The sequence below is a fragment of the Rhizobium sp. B21/90 genome (assembly GCF_019355815.1).
Classification (GTDB): Bacteria; Pseudomonadota; Alphaproteobacteria; order Rhizobiales; family Rhizobiaceae; genus Rhizobium; species Rhizobium rhododendri.
This window is the reverse complement of sequence record NZ_CP072163.1, coordinates 1,477,788-1,491,790: the sequence shown is the minus strand read 5'-3', so window position 1 is coordinate 1,491,790 and position 14,003 is coordinate 1,477,788. Positions and strand designations below refer to the sequence as shown.

Sequence of the window (14,003 nt, the reverse complement as noted above, 5' to 3'; positions counted from 1 at the left end):
CTTCACCTTACCGGATCGATCCGGGACGGGTCATTTGCCTTCCATGCGGGCTTTGGGGATTTGGCTCGGCTGAGGATCGGGCTCGGCATGGACCGGGCCATGCGGAATTCGGAAGGGGCGTACAAAAATGTCCCGCGGTTTCGGTGGCGGTGCCCGATCGCGTGAATCTCCACCGCCAGCAGAACCATGGGCAAACTCGTCTCCCCGGCCCGCCGGCAATTTGAACTCGATCTCCCGGTCTGCAAGGCCGGAAAGATCCCCCGTCAGGTCGAACAATTGCTGGGCAACCAGATGGACGACATCGCCTTCCCGCTGGATTCGCCCGTTGATCGCCATCATCGAGGCTCCCAGCACCACTCGACGCCGCTTTTCGAACAGCTTCGGCCAGACGACGATGTTGGCGGGACCGGTCTCGTCCTCGATCGTGATGAACATCACGCCTTTGGCCGAGCCCGGTTTTTGCCGCACCAGCACCAGGCCCGCCGTCATGACCCATCGTCCGTCCCGGGCGGTCATGGCCTCCTCGCAGGTCACGATGCTGCGCTTTGCCAGATCGTTTCTGAGAAAGGCGATTGGGTGGTCGCGAAGCGTGAGCCCGGTATGGCCGTAGTCCTCCACCACGTTATGGCCTTCGGTCATCTGCCTGAGCGCGACCTCGGGCTCGCGCTGCTCAGCGATGGCCTGCATGTCGCGTGCAGCGGCAGCGGCAAACAAGGGTAGCGGCTCGTCGCGCAGCGCCTTTATCGCCCAGAGCGCATCGCGTCTCTCGAGCTTCAGGGCCGGCCGGAACGCATCGGCCTCAGCAAGCTCGACCAGCGAGGCGGCGGGTACGCCAGACCGGCGCCACAGGTCATCGACGGAACCGAACTCTGCGTTCATGCGCGCGGCAACGATCCGGGCGGCGTTGGCGACAGCCAGGCCTCTCACGATCCGCATGCCCAGCCGGACAGCATGGCGACCCGTATCGCCAATCCGTTCCAGCGTGCAGTCCCAGCGCGACTGGTTGATGCAGACGGGGCGGATCTCGACGCCATGGGCACGCGCACAGCCGACGATCTGGGCGGGCGCATAAAAGCCCATGGGCTGACTGTTCAAAAGGGCCGCGCAAAAAACGTCCGGGAAGTGGCACTTCACAAAATTGGACGCATAGGCGATCAGCGCGAAGGAAGCCGCATGCGATTCCGGAAAGCCATAGGATCCGAACCCCTCGAGCTGGCTGAAGGTCTTTTCGGCGAACGCGGCGGTGTAGCCGTTTCGCACCATGCCCGAGACCAGTTTGTCCTTGAACCTCGACACGCCCCCGGTGAACTTGAAGGTCGCCATGCTCTTGCGCAATTGGTCGGCCTCCCCGCCGGTAAACCCGGCACAGACCATCGCGACCCGCATCGCCGATTCTTGAAACAGTGGCACGCCCAGCGTTTTGCCGAGCACGGCTTCCAGTTCCGGGGTGGGATACTCGACTTTTTCCTTGCCTTCGCGACGGCGCAGATAGGGATGGACCATATCGCCCTGGATTGGTCCCGGGCGGACGATGGCAACCTGGACGACCAAATCGTAAAATGTCCTCGGCTTCAGACGCGGCAGCATCGCCATCTGGGCCCTGGACTCAATCTGAAACGTCCCGAGCGTGTCGGCCTTGCGGATCATCGCATAGGTCGCCGGATCCTCCTGGCGGATCGTCGACAGATCGAGGTCTTCGTCCTTGTGCTTGCGGATGAGATCGAAGGCCTTGCTCATGCAGGTCAGCATGCCGAGCGCCAGGACGTCGACCTTCATCATCTTCAAGGCTTCGACATCGTCCTTGTCCCATTCGATGATCTGCCGGTCTTTCATGCTGGCCGGCTCGATGGGGACCAGATCGTCGAGGCGGTCACGCGTCAGCACGAAGCCGCCGGGATGCTGTCCGAGGTGGCGGGGCGCTCCCATCAACTGCTGAGCCAGCTGCAGGGTCAGCACCAGCCGGCGATCGTCCGGATTGAGATTGAGCTCTTTCACGTTTCGGGCGCTCACCTCTTGCGACCACGACCACATGCCGGACGACAGCGCCTTGATCAGACCTTCCGGCAGGCCCAGCGCCTTGCCGACATCGCGGATCGCCCCCTTGGCGCGGTAGCGTGTCACGGTCGCGCAGAGGGCCGCCTTCTCCCGGCCATAGGTCCTGTAGATCCATTGGATGACCTCCTCGCGCCGCTCGTGCTCGAAATCGACATCGATGTCCGGCGGTTCGTCCCGCTCCTGGCTGACGAAGCGCTCAAACAGCAGATCGTTGGTTTCGGGATCGATGGAGGTGACGCCAAGAATGTAGCAGACGGCCGAATTTGCAGCCGAGCCGCGCCCCTGACAAAGGATGCCCTGGCTTCGTGCAAACCGCACGATCGAGAAGACCGTCAGGAAATACGGCGCGTATTCCATCGTCCGGATAAGATCGAGCTCATGGCGGACGATCTGCAGCGTCTTTGGCGGCAGGCCTTCCGGATAGCGATCCGGCACGCATTGCCAGACATAGTGCTCGAGGGATAGCTGCGCCGACTTTCCAGGAACGATGGCTTCCAGCGGATACTGGTAGGTCAATTCCTCCAGCGAAAATCGACAGCGGTCGACAATCTCGATGGTTCGCCGCAGCGCTTGCGGGTAGCGCGGGAACAGACGCGCCATCTCTTCCGGCGGCTTGAGGAACCTGTCGGCATGACGCTCCCGCTCGAACCCGACCGCGTCGATGGTGGTGTTGTTGCGGATGCAGGTGACGATATCCTGCAGTTGCCGCCTGCCCGGCTCGTGGAACAGCACGTCATTGGTAACGACGGTCTTGACCTTGAGGCGTTCGGCCATGTTGGACAGCTCATGCAGGCGCAGCTGGTCGTTGGGGCGGCGCCTCAGTGACAGGGAGAGGTAGGCGCCATCCCCAAAGACGTCGCCCATCTTGCGCAGCTGGACGGCGCACGTCTCGTCGGCAAGGTCCGGGACCAGGATACCGAGCAGGCCATCGGCATACATCGCGACGTCGTCCAGATGCAGAACGCAGTTGTTCTTTCCGCCCCTTGCCTTTCCCAGGGTGATGAGCCGCGTCAGCCGGGCATAGGCGGCGCGGTCGGTCGGATAGACGAGGATCGACATGCCGTCCGCCAGATCGAGGCGACATCCGACCACCAGCCGCACGCCTGTTTCGCGCGAGGCTATGAGTGCACGGACGATGCCAGCAAGCGAGTTGCGATCGACGACCCCGATCGCATCGATGCCCAGGTCCTTGGCGGTTGCAAACAACTCGTGGGCCGAACTGGCGCCCCTTAGAAAACTGAAATGCGTGGTCACCTGCAGCTCGGCATATCTCACGCGAAAATTCCGTGGACATACCATGCGTGGGATCCGGTCCCGCCATCGACACCGTCGCCGGAGCGGAAAATCCAGAGACGCTCGCCTGCCTCGTCCTCGACGGTGAAGTAGTCGCGAACCGCCGCCCATTCGGACGTGCGCTGCCACCATTCGCCGAAGATGCGCTCGGGCCCGTCGGCGCGTTTGACCCGCCGGCGCTTGCCCCGCCACGTCACCGATACCGGCGGATGGTCGGGCAGCAGCGCGATCACCTCGACCTCTTCCGGATGGGCAAGCAAGCGGACCGGACGCGGCCACTGATGCGACCAGAAGACGTCGATATCGTCAGCGGTGGCGGCAATCCGCCGGACGCTGCGCTCCGGGACGTCGGATGCGACCGGTGCCAGACGGTAGACCCGCTGGCCGCGATTGCCGAAGATGTCCACAAGCGGCGTGATATCGCCGTCACCGTCCTCGACAAACGACGATGCCGTCTGGGTCTCCTCGAGCGGCTGCGACAGGACGGCGACCAGGGTCAGCCTCTCGATGCCGAAAGCGGGATCGATCCTTTCGGTGCGGTCCTTGAAGAGCTTGGTCAGCCACGCCACGTCCCTTGCGGGCTTTGCCGTTCCGGCACGAATGGCCTGGCGGGCATTGTCGACCGTGTCGACGATCAGGTCGGCGCGCCGGACCCCCAGCCCTTGTCTTTGAAGTTCGTCGCAGAGTTCGACGACCAGGCGCCCGACATATTTATCGATCGTTTCTGCCGCACCGATCGGGTCCTGGAAAGTGCGAGCGACCGCGATCTGCCCAGGGCTCCTGATGGGCTCGATCGGCTCGCGGACATGGCCGAAGATCTGATCCAAGCGTCGCCCGATCTCGGGCCCGAAGCGAAGCGTCAGCGGTGCGCGCGGCGTCACGGAGAGCTCACCGATCGTGCGAAAGCCGAGGGTCCTGAGGTCCCCGACGATCTTGTCCGGGAGCCGCAACAGGCAGACGGGCAAGCGCTCGACAGCGCGCACGGTCTCGCCTCTGGGTATGATGACCGTTTCCCTTTTGATCGCCCGTGCGCAGGCGTGCGCCGCGCCCCACGTGTCGGCAATGGCGATACGTGTCGTCAGACCCTTGGCGGTGAACCGATTGGCGATGCCCGTCAGCATGGCACGTTCCCCACCCTTCAGATGGTCGGCACCCTCCGTGTCCATGACGAGACCGTTTGGGGCATCGACGGCGACGATGGGCGAATATTGGATCAACGCCCATAACGCGATCCGCTCCAGAGCCGCAGCGTCGGCCCGCGGGTCGGCCTCGATCGTCAGCAGTCCCTGGAACAGGGCCTGGGCCTTTGCGGCCGCCATGCCGATGCGCACGCCTGCCCGTCTTGCCGGATCGTCGGCGGCCGACACCCAGCGTTTCGATCCGCTTTTTGCAATCACGGCAATCGCCTGGTCAACCGGAATGGCCGGATCGGCGGCGCGACGAATGCGATCCGTCGACAGATCCGGAAGGTAGATCGATACGACCCTGGTCATCACACGCTCCCACGACAAATTCGGCACAGGCGCCGGCCCGCGATCTCATCAGCTCCAGCAACCAGGTTGCCCGCCCGACGCCGGGTACCGGCAAGGCCGCCGACGGCAGCACGCTGACGCGCCACCGCGTGGTCGACGCGGTCGGCTGACCGAAGTCGTTGGCTTCCGTCTGCCGGCGCCATCTGCGAACGACGAGGGCCAAGCTCCCCTTCTGTTCGGCGGCCAGCTGCAGGCGCCGGCTTTCCAGCATCGGCAGTCGGACGAGCTCCCCCACGACCGCGCCGAGGCCGCCATAGGACAAGGCCTCCTCCATGGACGCAAGCACGTCCTCCTGCCGATCGCCCTCGACGAAGATGACCCGGTTGGCATCGAGGCCCGCTTGGGCCAGCGCCGGGAAGAACAGGTCTGGCCGCGTCAGACACCAGACGATCTTGCCTTTGGTGCGGGCTGCAATCCCGGCAACGAACAGGGCGGCGGCGGCGCCATCGACGGCACCGGCGCCACCGCCTGCAAACTCGTGAAGAGCGCCGCGCGCAAGACCGCCTCCCGGCAGCACGGCATCGATCTCGCCGACACCGAAGGGCAGGCTTTCCAGCGGCGTCGCAGGGCCACGCGCAAGAGCGGCGATGCGGCTGCGCAGATCGGCTATGACATGCGCGCGTGCAGCCGTCATCGTTCACGCAATCCTCTCGGTTCGTGGGGCTCATCAGAACGACGTCATGCCGTTTTATCGATTGGAGTTCACGTTCTGTTCCGGCGAACGACGAGAGTCAAGTCGCTATAAAATAGGAATATCCTCCTCCAATTTTAGCAAGAACGAAGATTGTCGAGGCGAATCAGCGCCGTAACCCCGCTTGCGCCGTGTCTGGCCTCAGGAAAAAAATCGGTGGACGCGGCTGGACAAGACGTCGGTAACGTCCGGTCGCGTCCTGGATGCGACCGGGACGCGGTTGCCCTTTCCCGGAAAAGGTTAGATGTGGCCCCCTCCCCATTCGAGAGAGCCATTCGCCGCGGTCGTGCAAAGGCCTGGCTGCGCCTATCGGCCCGAGACGCGGATGGCACCCGCCTCGCCCAGGCTGCGTTGGACAGCGCCAACCTGGCTGGCGGCGATATCGGCGGACACCTCGATTTCGCCGCCGAGCGGCGCATCGTCGCGCGTGCCCTCTTGGTGGGAAACGTCGCCGCCCGATGGCGACGTGCCGACGGTGTTTTCAGCGGTGGTCGATTGGATGAAGATGTCCGGCCTTGCGATGCCGTGCTGCTGAACCAGATGCTCGACCGCCAGATCGGCTGCCGCCCGGGTCGCGAAGGTGGCTCGGATCGTCAGGGTGCTGTTGTCGGCCATGCGGCTATCTCCTCTTGCTGATGTCACCGTTCACAACGTCCCTCGGCCCCGCTGGTTTCCTCGTTTCCCGGCAGGTGAGCATCGGGCGTCTTGGATATCGGTCGAAACGCTGATATGTTCTCTTTTTGTTTCGCCGACAATCCCAGATGGCCGCCATGAACGACGTGACGCTACCGCCAAACCGCAAAATCATTCATGTCGACATGGATGCCTTCTATGCCTCGGTCGAGCAGCGCGACAATCCCGACCTGCGCGGACGGCCGCTGGCCGTGGGCGGATCGGCAGCAAGGGGCGTCGTGGCGGCGGCAAGTTACGAAGCGCGAACCTTCGGCGTCCACTCGGCCATGGCGTCGGTCACCGCCAGGCGGAAATGTCCGGAGCTGATCTTCGTGCCGCCACGCTTCGAGGTCTATCGGCAGGTGTCGCAGCAAATCCGGGACATCTTTGCTGAATACACACCCCTCATCGAGCCCCTGTCGCTCGACGAGGCCTATCTCGACGTGACCGAGAACCTGAAGGGCATGGCGATCGCCACCGACATTGCGCTGGAGATCCGCGCGAAGATCAAGGCTGTCACGGGCCTCAATGCATCCGCCGGCATCTCCTACAACAAGTTTCTGGCCAAGATGGCAAGCGACCTCAACAAGCCGAATGGCCAGGCGGTGATCACGCCGAAGAATGGCCCAGGCTTTGTAGAGACCCTCCCCGTCAAGAAATTCCATGGCGTCGGGCCGGCGACGGCCGAGCGTATGAAACGGCACGGCATAGAGACCGGCCTTGACCTCAAATCGAAGTCGCTTGCCTTCCTCCAGCAGACTTTCGGCAAGTCCGGCCCCTATTTCTACGGGATCGCCCGCGGCATCGACGAACGCCGGGTGAGGCCCGACCGGCTCCGAAAATCCATTGGCGCCGAGGATACCTTCGTCGAGGACATCGACGATCTCGATCTGGCCAAGGCCGAGCTCAGGCCGTTGGCGGAAAAGGTCTGGCGCCATTGCGGGGCCAACGCCATCACGGGAAGGACGGTAACTGTCAAAATCAAATATTCGGACTTCAGCCAGGCGACCCGCAGCAAAACCCTGTCCGGGCCTGTCTCGGATATCGACATGGTGCTAGAGGCCGCGGAGATCCTGCTTGCCTCGGTGTTCCCGTTCAAACGTCCTGTGCGATTGCTGGGCGTGACCCTGTCATCCCTGAACACGGAGGACCGCGAGGCAGAACCGCAACTCGCTCTCGGCCTCTGACGCGATGGTGTTGACACGAAAAAGCCTGCCGCGGGAGGAGGTGCGGCAGGCTTTTCGAAAAGAACCGAACAACGGCTTGGGAGGAGAAGCGCCGTTGTTCCGACAGGCGCCCCCGGGAGGAGGAGTGGGCCGCCTGAATTCGAAGCGCTGCGGGAGGAGGAGCATCGCTTCGATGACAGTGAAGATATCCGATCTCACCGCACATTAAATAGACTTTGTTGCAGCGCAGCCATGCGAAAACCGACGAGCTGTTTGCGGAGAGAAACTGTCCTGGAACCCTGATCGACCGGTCCGGAAATTCGATCTCAGCGCGAAGGCAGAGCCTGGCGAGAAATAGCGAGGTTCTTGGTTCAAAGCGCCCACGGTGCGTTTCGTCACTCTCGGCGCGTTCACGGATTTGTCGGCAAGGGGTAAGACAAAATTCCTCGTTGACGCTGGCGTCTCTTTTCACGGCACCCGCTGTCGGGGTAGCCTATGGTCTGACAACGCCGCCATCATGCGCAGGATGAAGACACGCCCGACAGTCTCGGTCGCACGGGCGGGCGGGACATTGCCGTTCTGATCGGCAGCGTTCTGCAGCAGGGTCTCATCGCTCGGCATGACGCCAGCGTCCAGTCCAGCCGCCCGCTGAGACGCTCGTCCATTTGGTCGCGCCTGATGGGCCTTGCCGGATCCAGGCCGGCGACATTGGTGTCGGTGACTGCGCCCGCCACCTGCCTGCCCCGCATGCAGCTTAGTCGATCGTCGCCAAGACCACTGTCAGCTGCGGCGGTGGCTTCCCCTGCGGCGTCAGACTGCCGGTGCTGACCAAGGCGGCCGACGCAAAACTGCATGCTGTGGACGCATGCCTGGCCATCGCCCGCCGCATAAGGCCGCGGCGGGCAAGTGGGCGGGACTTGGGATCGGGTGAAAGACCGTCTGAGCGATGTGTCTCGATGACATTGGAATCATCGCCCTGGCAATTGATAGAATGGATAAAATCCGCGCCCAGCGTCGACAGTTCTCCGAAAACCGAATTTAAATTATTTGCTATAACTCTAACAATCGCAATTAGATAAGCGAGTAATTTTCGTCGATTTTGCATGATTTTTGGAAAAAATTGCATTCATCGCTATATCGCGGTACGATGATGACAGGAGCTGTCCCATGACAAAGCTACAGACACTGAAAAAGCATCTGCGAGCCGGCAAGGTCTACCGTCGCGAGGACCTCGTCCAATGGTCGTCATCAATAGATCGGCACCTGCAACAGCTCCTTGCTGAGGGATACTTGACGAAACTGTCGACCGGCATCTATCACCGGCCGAAGCAGACAGCGTTTGGCAAGGCCCCTGCTGTCGATAATGCTCTCGTCGAGGCGTTCTTGAAGGACGACCGATATCTGGTCACATCGCCCAATGTCTATAACAGTCTCGGTGTCGGAGCGACGCAGCTCTACAACCGGACCGTTGTCTACAACCACAAGCGCCACGGCACTTTCACGCTGGGAGGACGGGAATTCGAGTTCCGCAAGAAGCCGGCCCTCCCCAAAACCCTGACCAGAGAGTTTTTGCTCGTCGATCTCGTCAATAATCTCGACCAATTGGGCGAAGACAGTGAACGGGTGTTGGCGCGCGTGAAGGAACGTGCCCTGCAAGGCAATCGCAGCGCTCTCGCCCGTGCCGTCAAGCAATTCGGCATGGTGCGCACGCGCAAGTTCTTCAACGGGTTGGGAGCGGATACACATGCCGGCTGATTTCCTGCATAACCATAAGGATTTCGGGTCCCTACTGCGCATCGTCGCGGCCGAAATGATGCTGCCGCCGGTGTTGGTCGAAAAAGACTACTGGATAATGCACTGCCTATTCGGCCTGCAGCAGCTCGGCATGTCGTTCGAACTGGAGGGCGGCACGTCGCTCTCCAAAGGATACCGCATCATCAATCGCTTCTCCGAGGACATCGATATCCGTATCGAGCCTCCCGAAGCGATGGACGTCAAATCCGGCCCCAACCACGACAAGCCCGCCCACAGGGAAAGCCGCAGGGCCTTTTATGACTGGCTCGCAATGACGATCACGATCAACGGCATTCGAAACATCGAGCGCGATACCGAATTCGACAACGAAAGTTATCGCAGCGGTGGCATCCGCCTCTATTATCCCGAGATGACAGGCATGAAGTCTGCGCTTAAGGATGGCGTACTGCTCGAAGCCGGCTTCGATACAGTTACCCCCAATATCGAAAGGGACATTAGTTCCTGGGCATACGACTATGCGTCATTGCGGGTGGAACTGATCGACAATCGCGCGCTGTCCGTGCCCTGCTACGAACCCGGCTACACTCTGGTGGAAAAGCTTCAGACCATCTCCACCAAGTATCGAAGGCAGCAGGAAACCGGACAATTTCCCGTCAATTTCCTTCGACATTATTACGACGTCCACTGCCTGCTGAATCAAGCCGACGTGCAAGCTTTCATCGGTACGGGCGCGTATTGCGCCCACAAGAAACGGCGCTTCCCGAAACTCGACAATCCGGATATCAGCAGCAACCCGGCGTTCAGTCTTTCCAACCCCCAGACATTCGCACTTTACGAACGCGCGTATGAGCGGACCGCGGCGCTCTATTATCATGGAAGGCCAAGCCTGAAAGAGATCCTCGCGCGCATCGAGTCATACGCAGAGCGTCTCTAGAGGTTCTCGTTGATCTTGGCTTGCACCGAGGGCGCACAGAAAATTCTCAACTGCTGTCACCGGCATTTTATCCGCCAAATGTGGGTTCGGATACGGAAACTGCGGTGTTGAAACTTGGCGAATGGAGGGTTTCTGCACGGGCAGTTAGAGCTGGCAATGCGTATCTCCTCCACCCGGCTCTTTTTAAGGGTTGAACGGTCCCTGAGTCTAAAAAGGGTGACCGGAGATTTGTGATTCGATAGAAGTCGCTTGCAAACCGGTCTCGGACATTACAAAGGATCGAGTGGAACAGATAGGTGTATGATGAAGATCGACCGATTGCCGCTTGCCGGCCTCACAAAAATTACCCCTAACCGACTTGGTGATCATCGCGGGTACTTTTCCGAGACGTTCAAGGAGGCTTGGTTCCGCGAGAATGTGGCCGACGTCACATTTGTGCAGGAAAACGAGTCTCTCTCGGCTTCTGTCGGAACGGTGCGTGGGTTGCACTTCCAGCTGGAGCCATTCGCGCAAGGTAAATTGGTGCGGTGCATCGCAGGAAGGATCTTCGATGTCGCCGTCGATATCCGCGTGGGATCGGCAACCTACGGACAATGGTACGGGCTCGAACTCTCAAAGGAAAACGGCGAGCAGCTCTGGATCCCGGCAGGATTTGCCCACGGCTTTGCGACCCTGGTTCCCGATTGCGTGATCTCATACAAGGTGACAGCGCCCTACAGCGCGCAGAACGACCGCGGCCTTCTGTGGAACGATCCAAGCATCGGTATCGCGTGGCCGCTGCCGCTCCAGGACGCCATCCTGTCCAACAAGGACAAGGAACAGCCGACTTTGGCGGAGCTGCCCGCATACTTTCAGATGACCAACGAATAAAGCCACGGAGACAGAACAACATGCGCATTCTTGTCACAGGCGGAGCAGGGTTTATCGGGTCAGCGCTCGTCCGGCATCTCGTGAAAAACGTCGGTGCCGAGGTCTTGAACGTCGACAAACTGACCTATGCCGGCAATCTTGCATCGCTCAGGGATGTCGACGGCGCCGAGAATTACAGGTTCCTTCGGGCCGATATCTGCGACCTGCAGAAGATGTCGGAGGCCATGGCCTCCTTCCAGCCGGATCGTATCATGCATCTGGCGGCCGAAAGCCATGTCGACCGTTCGATCAGTGGCGCCGCCGACTTCGTGCAGACCAATGTCATGGGGACCTTCAGCCTTCTGGAAGCGGCACGGCATTATTGGAACGACCTTCCCGCCGACCGAAAAGCGTCCTTCCGTTTCCTCCATGTTTCGACCGATGAGGTCTACGGCTCGCTCGGCGAAGAAGGCTTGTTCGAAGAGATCACGCCTTACGATCCGTCCTCACCCTATTCCGCTTCGAAGGCAGCAAGCGACCACTTGGCGGTCGCATGGCACCGCACCTATGGCCTGCCCGTCGTGGTGTCAAACTGCTCCAACAATTACGGTCCCTATCACTTTCCGGAAAAGCTGATCCCGCTCATCATCCTCAATGCCATGGATGGCAAGCCGCTCCCGGTCTATGGAAAGGGCGTCAATATTCGCGACTGGCTTTATGTCGAGGACCACGCGCGCGCCCTCGATCTGATCGCAGGGCATGGCCGGCTGGGCGAGAAGTATAACGTCGGCGGTCGCAACGAGCGGCGCAACATCGACGTCGTCACCCGTGTCTGCGAACTGATGGACCAGCTGCGTCCCAAGGCAAGGCCTCATGCCGAGCTGATCACGTATGTCACCGACCGCCCAGGCCATGACGCGCGCTACGCCATCGACGCCACCAAGCTGGAGAGAGAGTTGGGCTGGAAAGCGCAAGAGAATTTCGACAGCGGTATCGAGCGCACCGTGCGCTGGTATCTCGACAATGAATGGTGGTGGCAGCCGCTGCGTCAGGGTGTTTATTCTGGCGAGCGTCTCGGCGTACTGAAATAGGTTCGGGAACAGAAACATGCGGATAGCCGTCACAGGAAAACGTGGACAAGTGGTGAGCGCTCTGATCGAGCGTGGGCCGTTTGCCGGTGTCGAGATTGTCGCTGTCGGCCGCCCGGAACTGGATTTGGCCGACAAGGAGTCCATCCGAACAGCTCTCGTCGCCCTTAAACCCGATGCGATCGTTTCGGCCGCCGCCTACACGGCGGTCGACAAGGCCGAGAGCGAGGCGGCGGCGGCCTTTGCCATCAATGCTGACGGTCCGGCAGCGATCTCAGCCATCGCCGAGGAACTCGGCATTCCAGTCGTGCACCTGTCGACCGACTACGTGTTTCCCGGCGACAAGAACGGTTTCTATGTCGAGACAGACAAGACAGGGCCTACCTCTGTCTACGGCAAATCCAAGCTGGCAGGCGAGCAGGCGATTGCAGCAGCGACCGCAAACCATGCAATCCTTCGAACCGCCTGGGTCTATTCGCCTTACGGTGCCAATTTCGTCAAGACGATGCTACGGCTGGCTGAAACGCGCGACGCCATAAACGTCGTTGCCGATCAGCAGGGGACGCCGACCAGCGCTCTCGACATCGCCGATGCGGTTATCGCCATCGCTCAGCGGCTGGCCAAGGATGCCGATCCGCAGTTGCGCGGCGTCTTTCATCTGACCGGCAGCGGCGAGGCGACCTGGGCGGAATTCGCCGAAGAGATTTTTGCCAATCTGCATCAGAAAACCGGCAAGGCGGTAACCGTCGGGCGCATCACCACCGCGGACTATCCGACCCCAGCCAGCCGACCGGCCAATTCACGGCTATCGAACGGCAAGCTCAATGATATCTACGCGATCGTGCTCCCGGACTGGCGACAGTCCACGAGTGTGGTTTGTGAAAGACTTTTAACGACCTAAGACAGATGAAGCGTTCTGGTTGCTGCCAAGCGGCTGGATGGGAGAACGCTTCCACAAAGACGCTCCCATCGTCTCATGACACAAGGAAAGAAGCATGAAGGGCATCATTCTTGCGGGCGGCTCCGGCTCTCGCCTTTATCCGATCACCATGGCCGTGTCCAAGCAGCTGATGCCGGTCTACGATAAGCCTATGATCTATTACCCGCTGACAACGCTGATGCTTGCCGGTATCAAGGAAATTTTGATCATCACAACGCCCCATGACAACGAGGCGTTCAAGCGCCTGCTGGGCGATGGCAGCAACTGGGGCATCTCCATCGATTACGCCGTGCAGCCTAGCCCGGATGGTCTCGCGCAGGCTTTCGTGATCGGCGCGGACTTTGTCGGCAGCAATCCCTCGGCGCTTATTCTCGGCGACAATATCTATTACGGCCACGGCCTGCCACAGCTGTTAAAGTCGGGCGCAGACACCACCCGCGGCGCTCGCGTCTTTGCCTATCATGTCACAGATCCTGAACGGTACGGCGTGGTCGAGTTTGACCACTCCATGAAGGCTCTTTCAATCGAAGAAAAGCCTGAGAAGCCGAAAAGCAACTGGGCGGTGACAGGTCTCTATTTTTACGACGAGCAAGTGGTCGACATTGCCGCCAACCTGAAGCCGTCTGCGCGCGGAGAGTTGGAGATAACCGACGTCAATCGCATCTATTTGGAACGCGGTCAGCTTTCGGTTGAACTGATGGGTCGCGGTTACGCATGGCTCGACACCGGGACACCCGACAGTCTGCTCGAAGCCGCAGAGTTCGTCAGTACACTGGAAAAGCGCCAGGGCTTCAAAGTCGCCTGCCCGGAGGAAGTTGCCTACCGTATGGGCCATATCGACGACGCTCAACTGACAAAGCTAGCAATCGGCCTCGGCAAGAGCAGTTATGGAAAATACCTGATGAAGCTCGCCGAGGCGGGAGACGACAGCGCGTTTTGAGCGACCGTCTGCGGACCGCCGGACCGCCGTCCGGTGACGGCGGTTCAACTGAACCGGCAGCGCGTCCATGGCAGGCGGAAACCGTCCC

The 14,003-nt window shown here is 60.8% G+C and carries 13 protein-coding genes; 7 read left to right on the top strand and 6 right to left on the bottom strand.

The window, feature by feature from the left end:
* Positions 1 to 30 precede the first annotated feature (30 nt).
* The 4 genes from J5278_RS24870 to J5278_RS24855 form a co-directional block, all read right to left on the bottom strand.
* A complete protein-coding gene (locus tag J5278_RS24870; protein WP_219258784.1) occupies positions 31 to 3,330 on the bottom strand; it encodes an error-prone DNA polymerase in 3,300 nt (1,099 codons plus the stop codon).
* Positions 3,327 to 4,841 carry a DNA polymerase Y family protein gene (locus J5278_RS24865; RefSeq protein WP_209186567.1) on the bottom strand — a complete coding sequence of 505 codons (1,515 nt, stop codon included), beginning with the start codon at positions 4,839 to 4,841 and terminating at the stop codon, positions 3,327 to 3,329. Before J5278_RS24865 ends, J5278_RS24870 begins: the two co-directional genes overlap by 4 nt.
* The gene (locus tag J5278_RS24860; RefSeq protein ID WP_209186566.1) at positions 4,759 to 5,514 is read right to left on the bottom strand and encodes an ImuA family protein; all 756 of its coding nucleotides are present in this window, start codon (positions 5,512 to 5,514) and stop codon (positions 4,759 to 4,761) included. Before J5278_RS24860 ends, J5278_RS24865 begins: the two co-directional genes overlap by 83 nt.
* A 363-nt stretch (positions 5,515 to 5,877) precedes the next feature.
* Positions 5,878 to 6,186: a hypothetical protein gene (locus J5278_RS24855; protein WP_209186565.1), complete on the bottom strand. Its 309-nt coding sequence runs from the start codon at positions 6,184 to 6,186 to the stop codon at positions 5,878 to 5,880.
* Between the two features lie 155 nt (positions 6,187 to 6,341).
* Here J5278_RS24855 and dinB point away from each other — a divergent pair, with 155 nt between their 5' ends.
* Positions 6,342 to 7,430, top strand: a complete 1,089-nt coding sequence (gene dinB / locus J5278_RS24850; protein ID WP_209186564.1) for a DNA polymerase IV — start codon at positions 6,342 to 6,344, stop codon at positions 7,428 to 7,430.
* A gap of 447 nt (positions 7,431 to 7,877) precedes the next feature.
* Here the strand turns inward: dinB and J5278_RS24845 are convergent, their stop codons facing one another.
* Positions 7,878 to 8,030, bottom strand: a complete 153-nt coding sequence (locus J5278_RS24845; protein ID WP_219258783.1) for a hypothetical protein — start codon at positions 8,028 to 8,030, stop codon at positions 7,878 to 7,880.
* Positions 8,031 to 8,163: 133 nt separating this feature from the next.
* Positions 8,164 to 8,535, bottom strand: a complete 372-nt coding sequence (locus J5278_RS24840; protein ID WP_209186562.1) for a hypothetical protein — start codon at positions 8,533 to 8,535, stop codon at positions 8,164 to 8,166.
* A gap of 41 nt (positions 8,536 to 8,576) precedes the next feature.
* On the opposite strand from J5278_RS24840, the gene J5278_RS24835 reads away from it, so the two are divergent.
* From J5278_RS24835 to rfbA, 6 genes are all read left to right on the top strand, one after another.
* Positions 8,577 to 9,164: a DUF6088 family protein gene (locus J5278_RS24835; protein ID WP_209186561.1), complete on the top strand. Its 588-nt coding sequence runs from the start codon at positions 8,577 to 8,579 to the stop codon at positions 9,162 to 9,164.
* Entirely contained in the window at positions 9,154 to 10,098 is a 945-nt protein-coding gene (locus J5278_RS24830; RefSeq protein WP_209186560.1) for a nucleotidyl transferase AbiEii/AbiGii toxin family protein, read from the top strand. Before J5278_RS24835 ends, J5278_RS24830 begins: the two co-directional genes overlap by 11 nt.
* Before the next feature lie 303 nt (positions 10,099 to 10,401).
* Positions 10,402 to 10,968 carry a dTDP-4-dehydrorhamnose 3,5-epimerase gene (gene rfbC / locus J5278_RS24825; RefSeq protein ID WP_209186583.1) on the top strand — a complete coding sequence of 189 codons (567 nt, stop codon included), beginning with the start codon at positions 10,402 to 10,404 and terminating at the stop codon, positions 10,966 to 10,968.
* 20 nt (positions 10,969 to 10,988) lie between these two features.
* Positions 10,989 to 12,038 carry a dTDP-glucose 4,6-dehydratase gene (rfbB, locus tag J5278_RS24820; RefSeq protein WP_142831028.1) on the top strand — a complete coding sequence of 350 codons (1,050 nt, stop codon included), beginning with the start codon at positions 10,989 to 10,991 and terminating at the stop codon, positions 12,036 to 12,038.
* A 16-nt stretch (positions 12,039 to 12,054) separates the two neighbouring features.
* The gene (gene rfbD / locus J5278_RS24815; RefSeq protein WP_209186559.1) at positions 12,055 to 12,936 is read left to right on the top strand and encodes a dTDP-4-dehydrorhamnose reductase; all 882 of its coding nucleotides are present in this window, start codon (positions 12,055 to 12,057) and stop codon (positions 12,934 to 12,936) included.
* Between the two features lie 94 nt (positions 12,937 to 13,030).
* Positions 13,031 to 13,915, top strand: a complete 885-nt coding sequence (rfbA, locus tag J5278_RS24810; RefSeq protein WP_209186558.1) for a glucose-1-phosphate thymidylyltransferase RfbA — start codon at positions 13,031 to 13,033, stop codon at positions 13,913 to 13,915.
* The last annotated feature ends 88 nt before the right edge of the window (positions 13,916 to 14,003 follow it).

Bases quoted from the DNA above. Each gene is read 5' to 3' on its own strand.
- J5278_RS24865 (WP_209186567.1), bottom strand. From the start codon at position 4,841: ATGACCAGGGTCGTATCGATCTACCTTCCGGATCTGTCGACGGATCGC.
- J5278_RS24860 (WP_209186566.1), bottom strand. From the start codon at position 5,514: ATGACGGCTGCACGCGCGCATGTCATAGCCGATCTGCGCAGCCGCATC.
- J5278_RS24855 (WP_209186565.1), bottom strand. From the start codon at position 6,186: ATGGCCGACAACAGCACCCTGACGATCCGAGCCACCTTCGCGACCCGG.
- dinB (WP_209186564.1), top strand. From the start codon at position 6,342: ATGAACGACGTGACGCTACCGCCAAACCGCAAAATCATTCATGTCGAC.
- J5278_RS24845 (WP_219258783.1), bottom strand. From the start codon at position 8,030: ATGCCGAGCGATGAGACCCTGCTGCAGAACGCTGCCGATCAGAACGGC.
- J5278_RS24840 (WP_209186562.1), bottom strand. From the start codon at position 8,535: ATGCAATTTTTTCCAAAAATCATGCAAAATCGACGAAAATTACTCGCT.
- J5278_RS24835 (WP_209186561.1), top strand. From the start codon at position 8,577: ATGACAAAGCTACAGACACTGAAAAAGCATCTGCGAGCCGGCAAGGTC.
- J5278_RS24830 (WP_209186560.1), top strand. From the start codon at position 9,154: ATGCCGGCTGATTTCCTGCATAACCATAAGGATTTCGGGTCCCTACTG.
- rfbC (WP_209186583.1), top strand. From the start codon at position 10,402: ATGAAGATCGACCGATTGCCGCTTGCCGGCCTCACAAAAATTACCCCT.
- rfbB (WP_142831028.1), top strand. From the start codon at position 10,989: ATGCGCATTCTTGTCACAGGCGGAGCAGGGTTTATCGGGTCAGCGCTC.
- rfbD (WP_209186559.1), top strand. From the start codon at position 12,055: ATGCGGATAGCCGTCACAGGAAAACGTGGACAAGTGGTGAGCGCTCTG.
- rfbA (WP_209186558.1), top strand. From the start codon at position 13,031: ATGAAGGGCATCATTCTTGCGGGCGGCTCCGGCTCTCGCCTTTATCCG.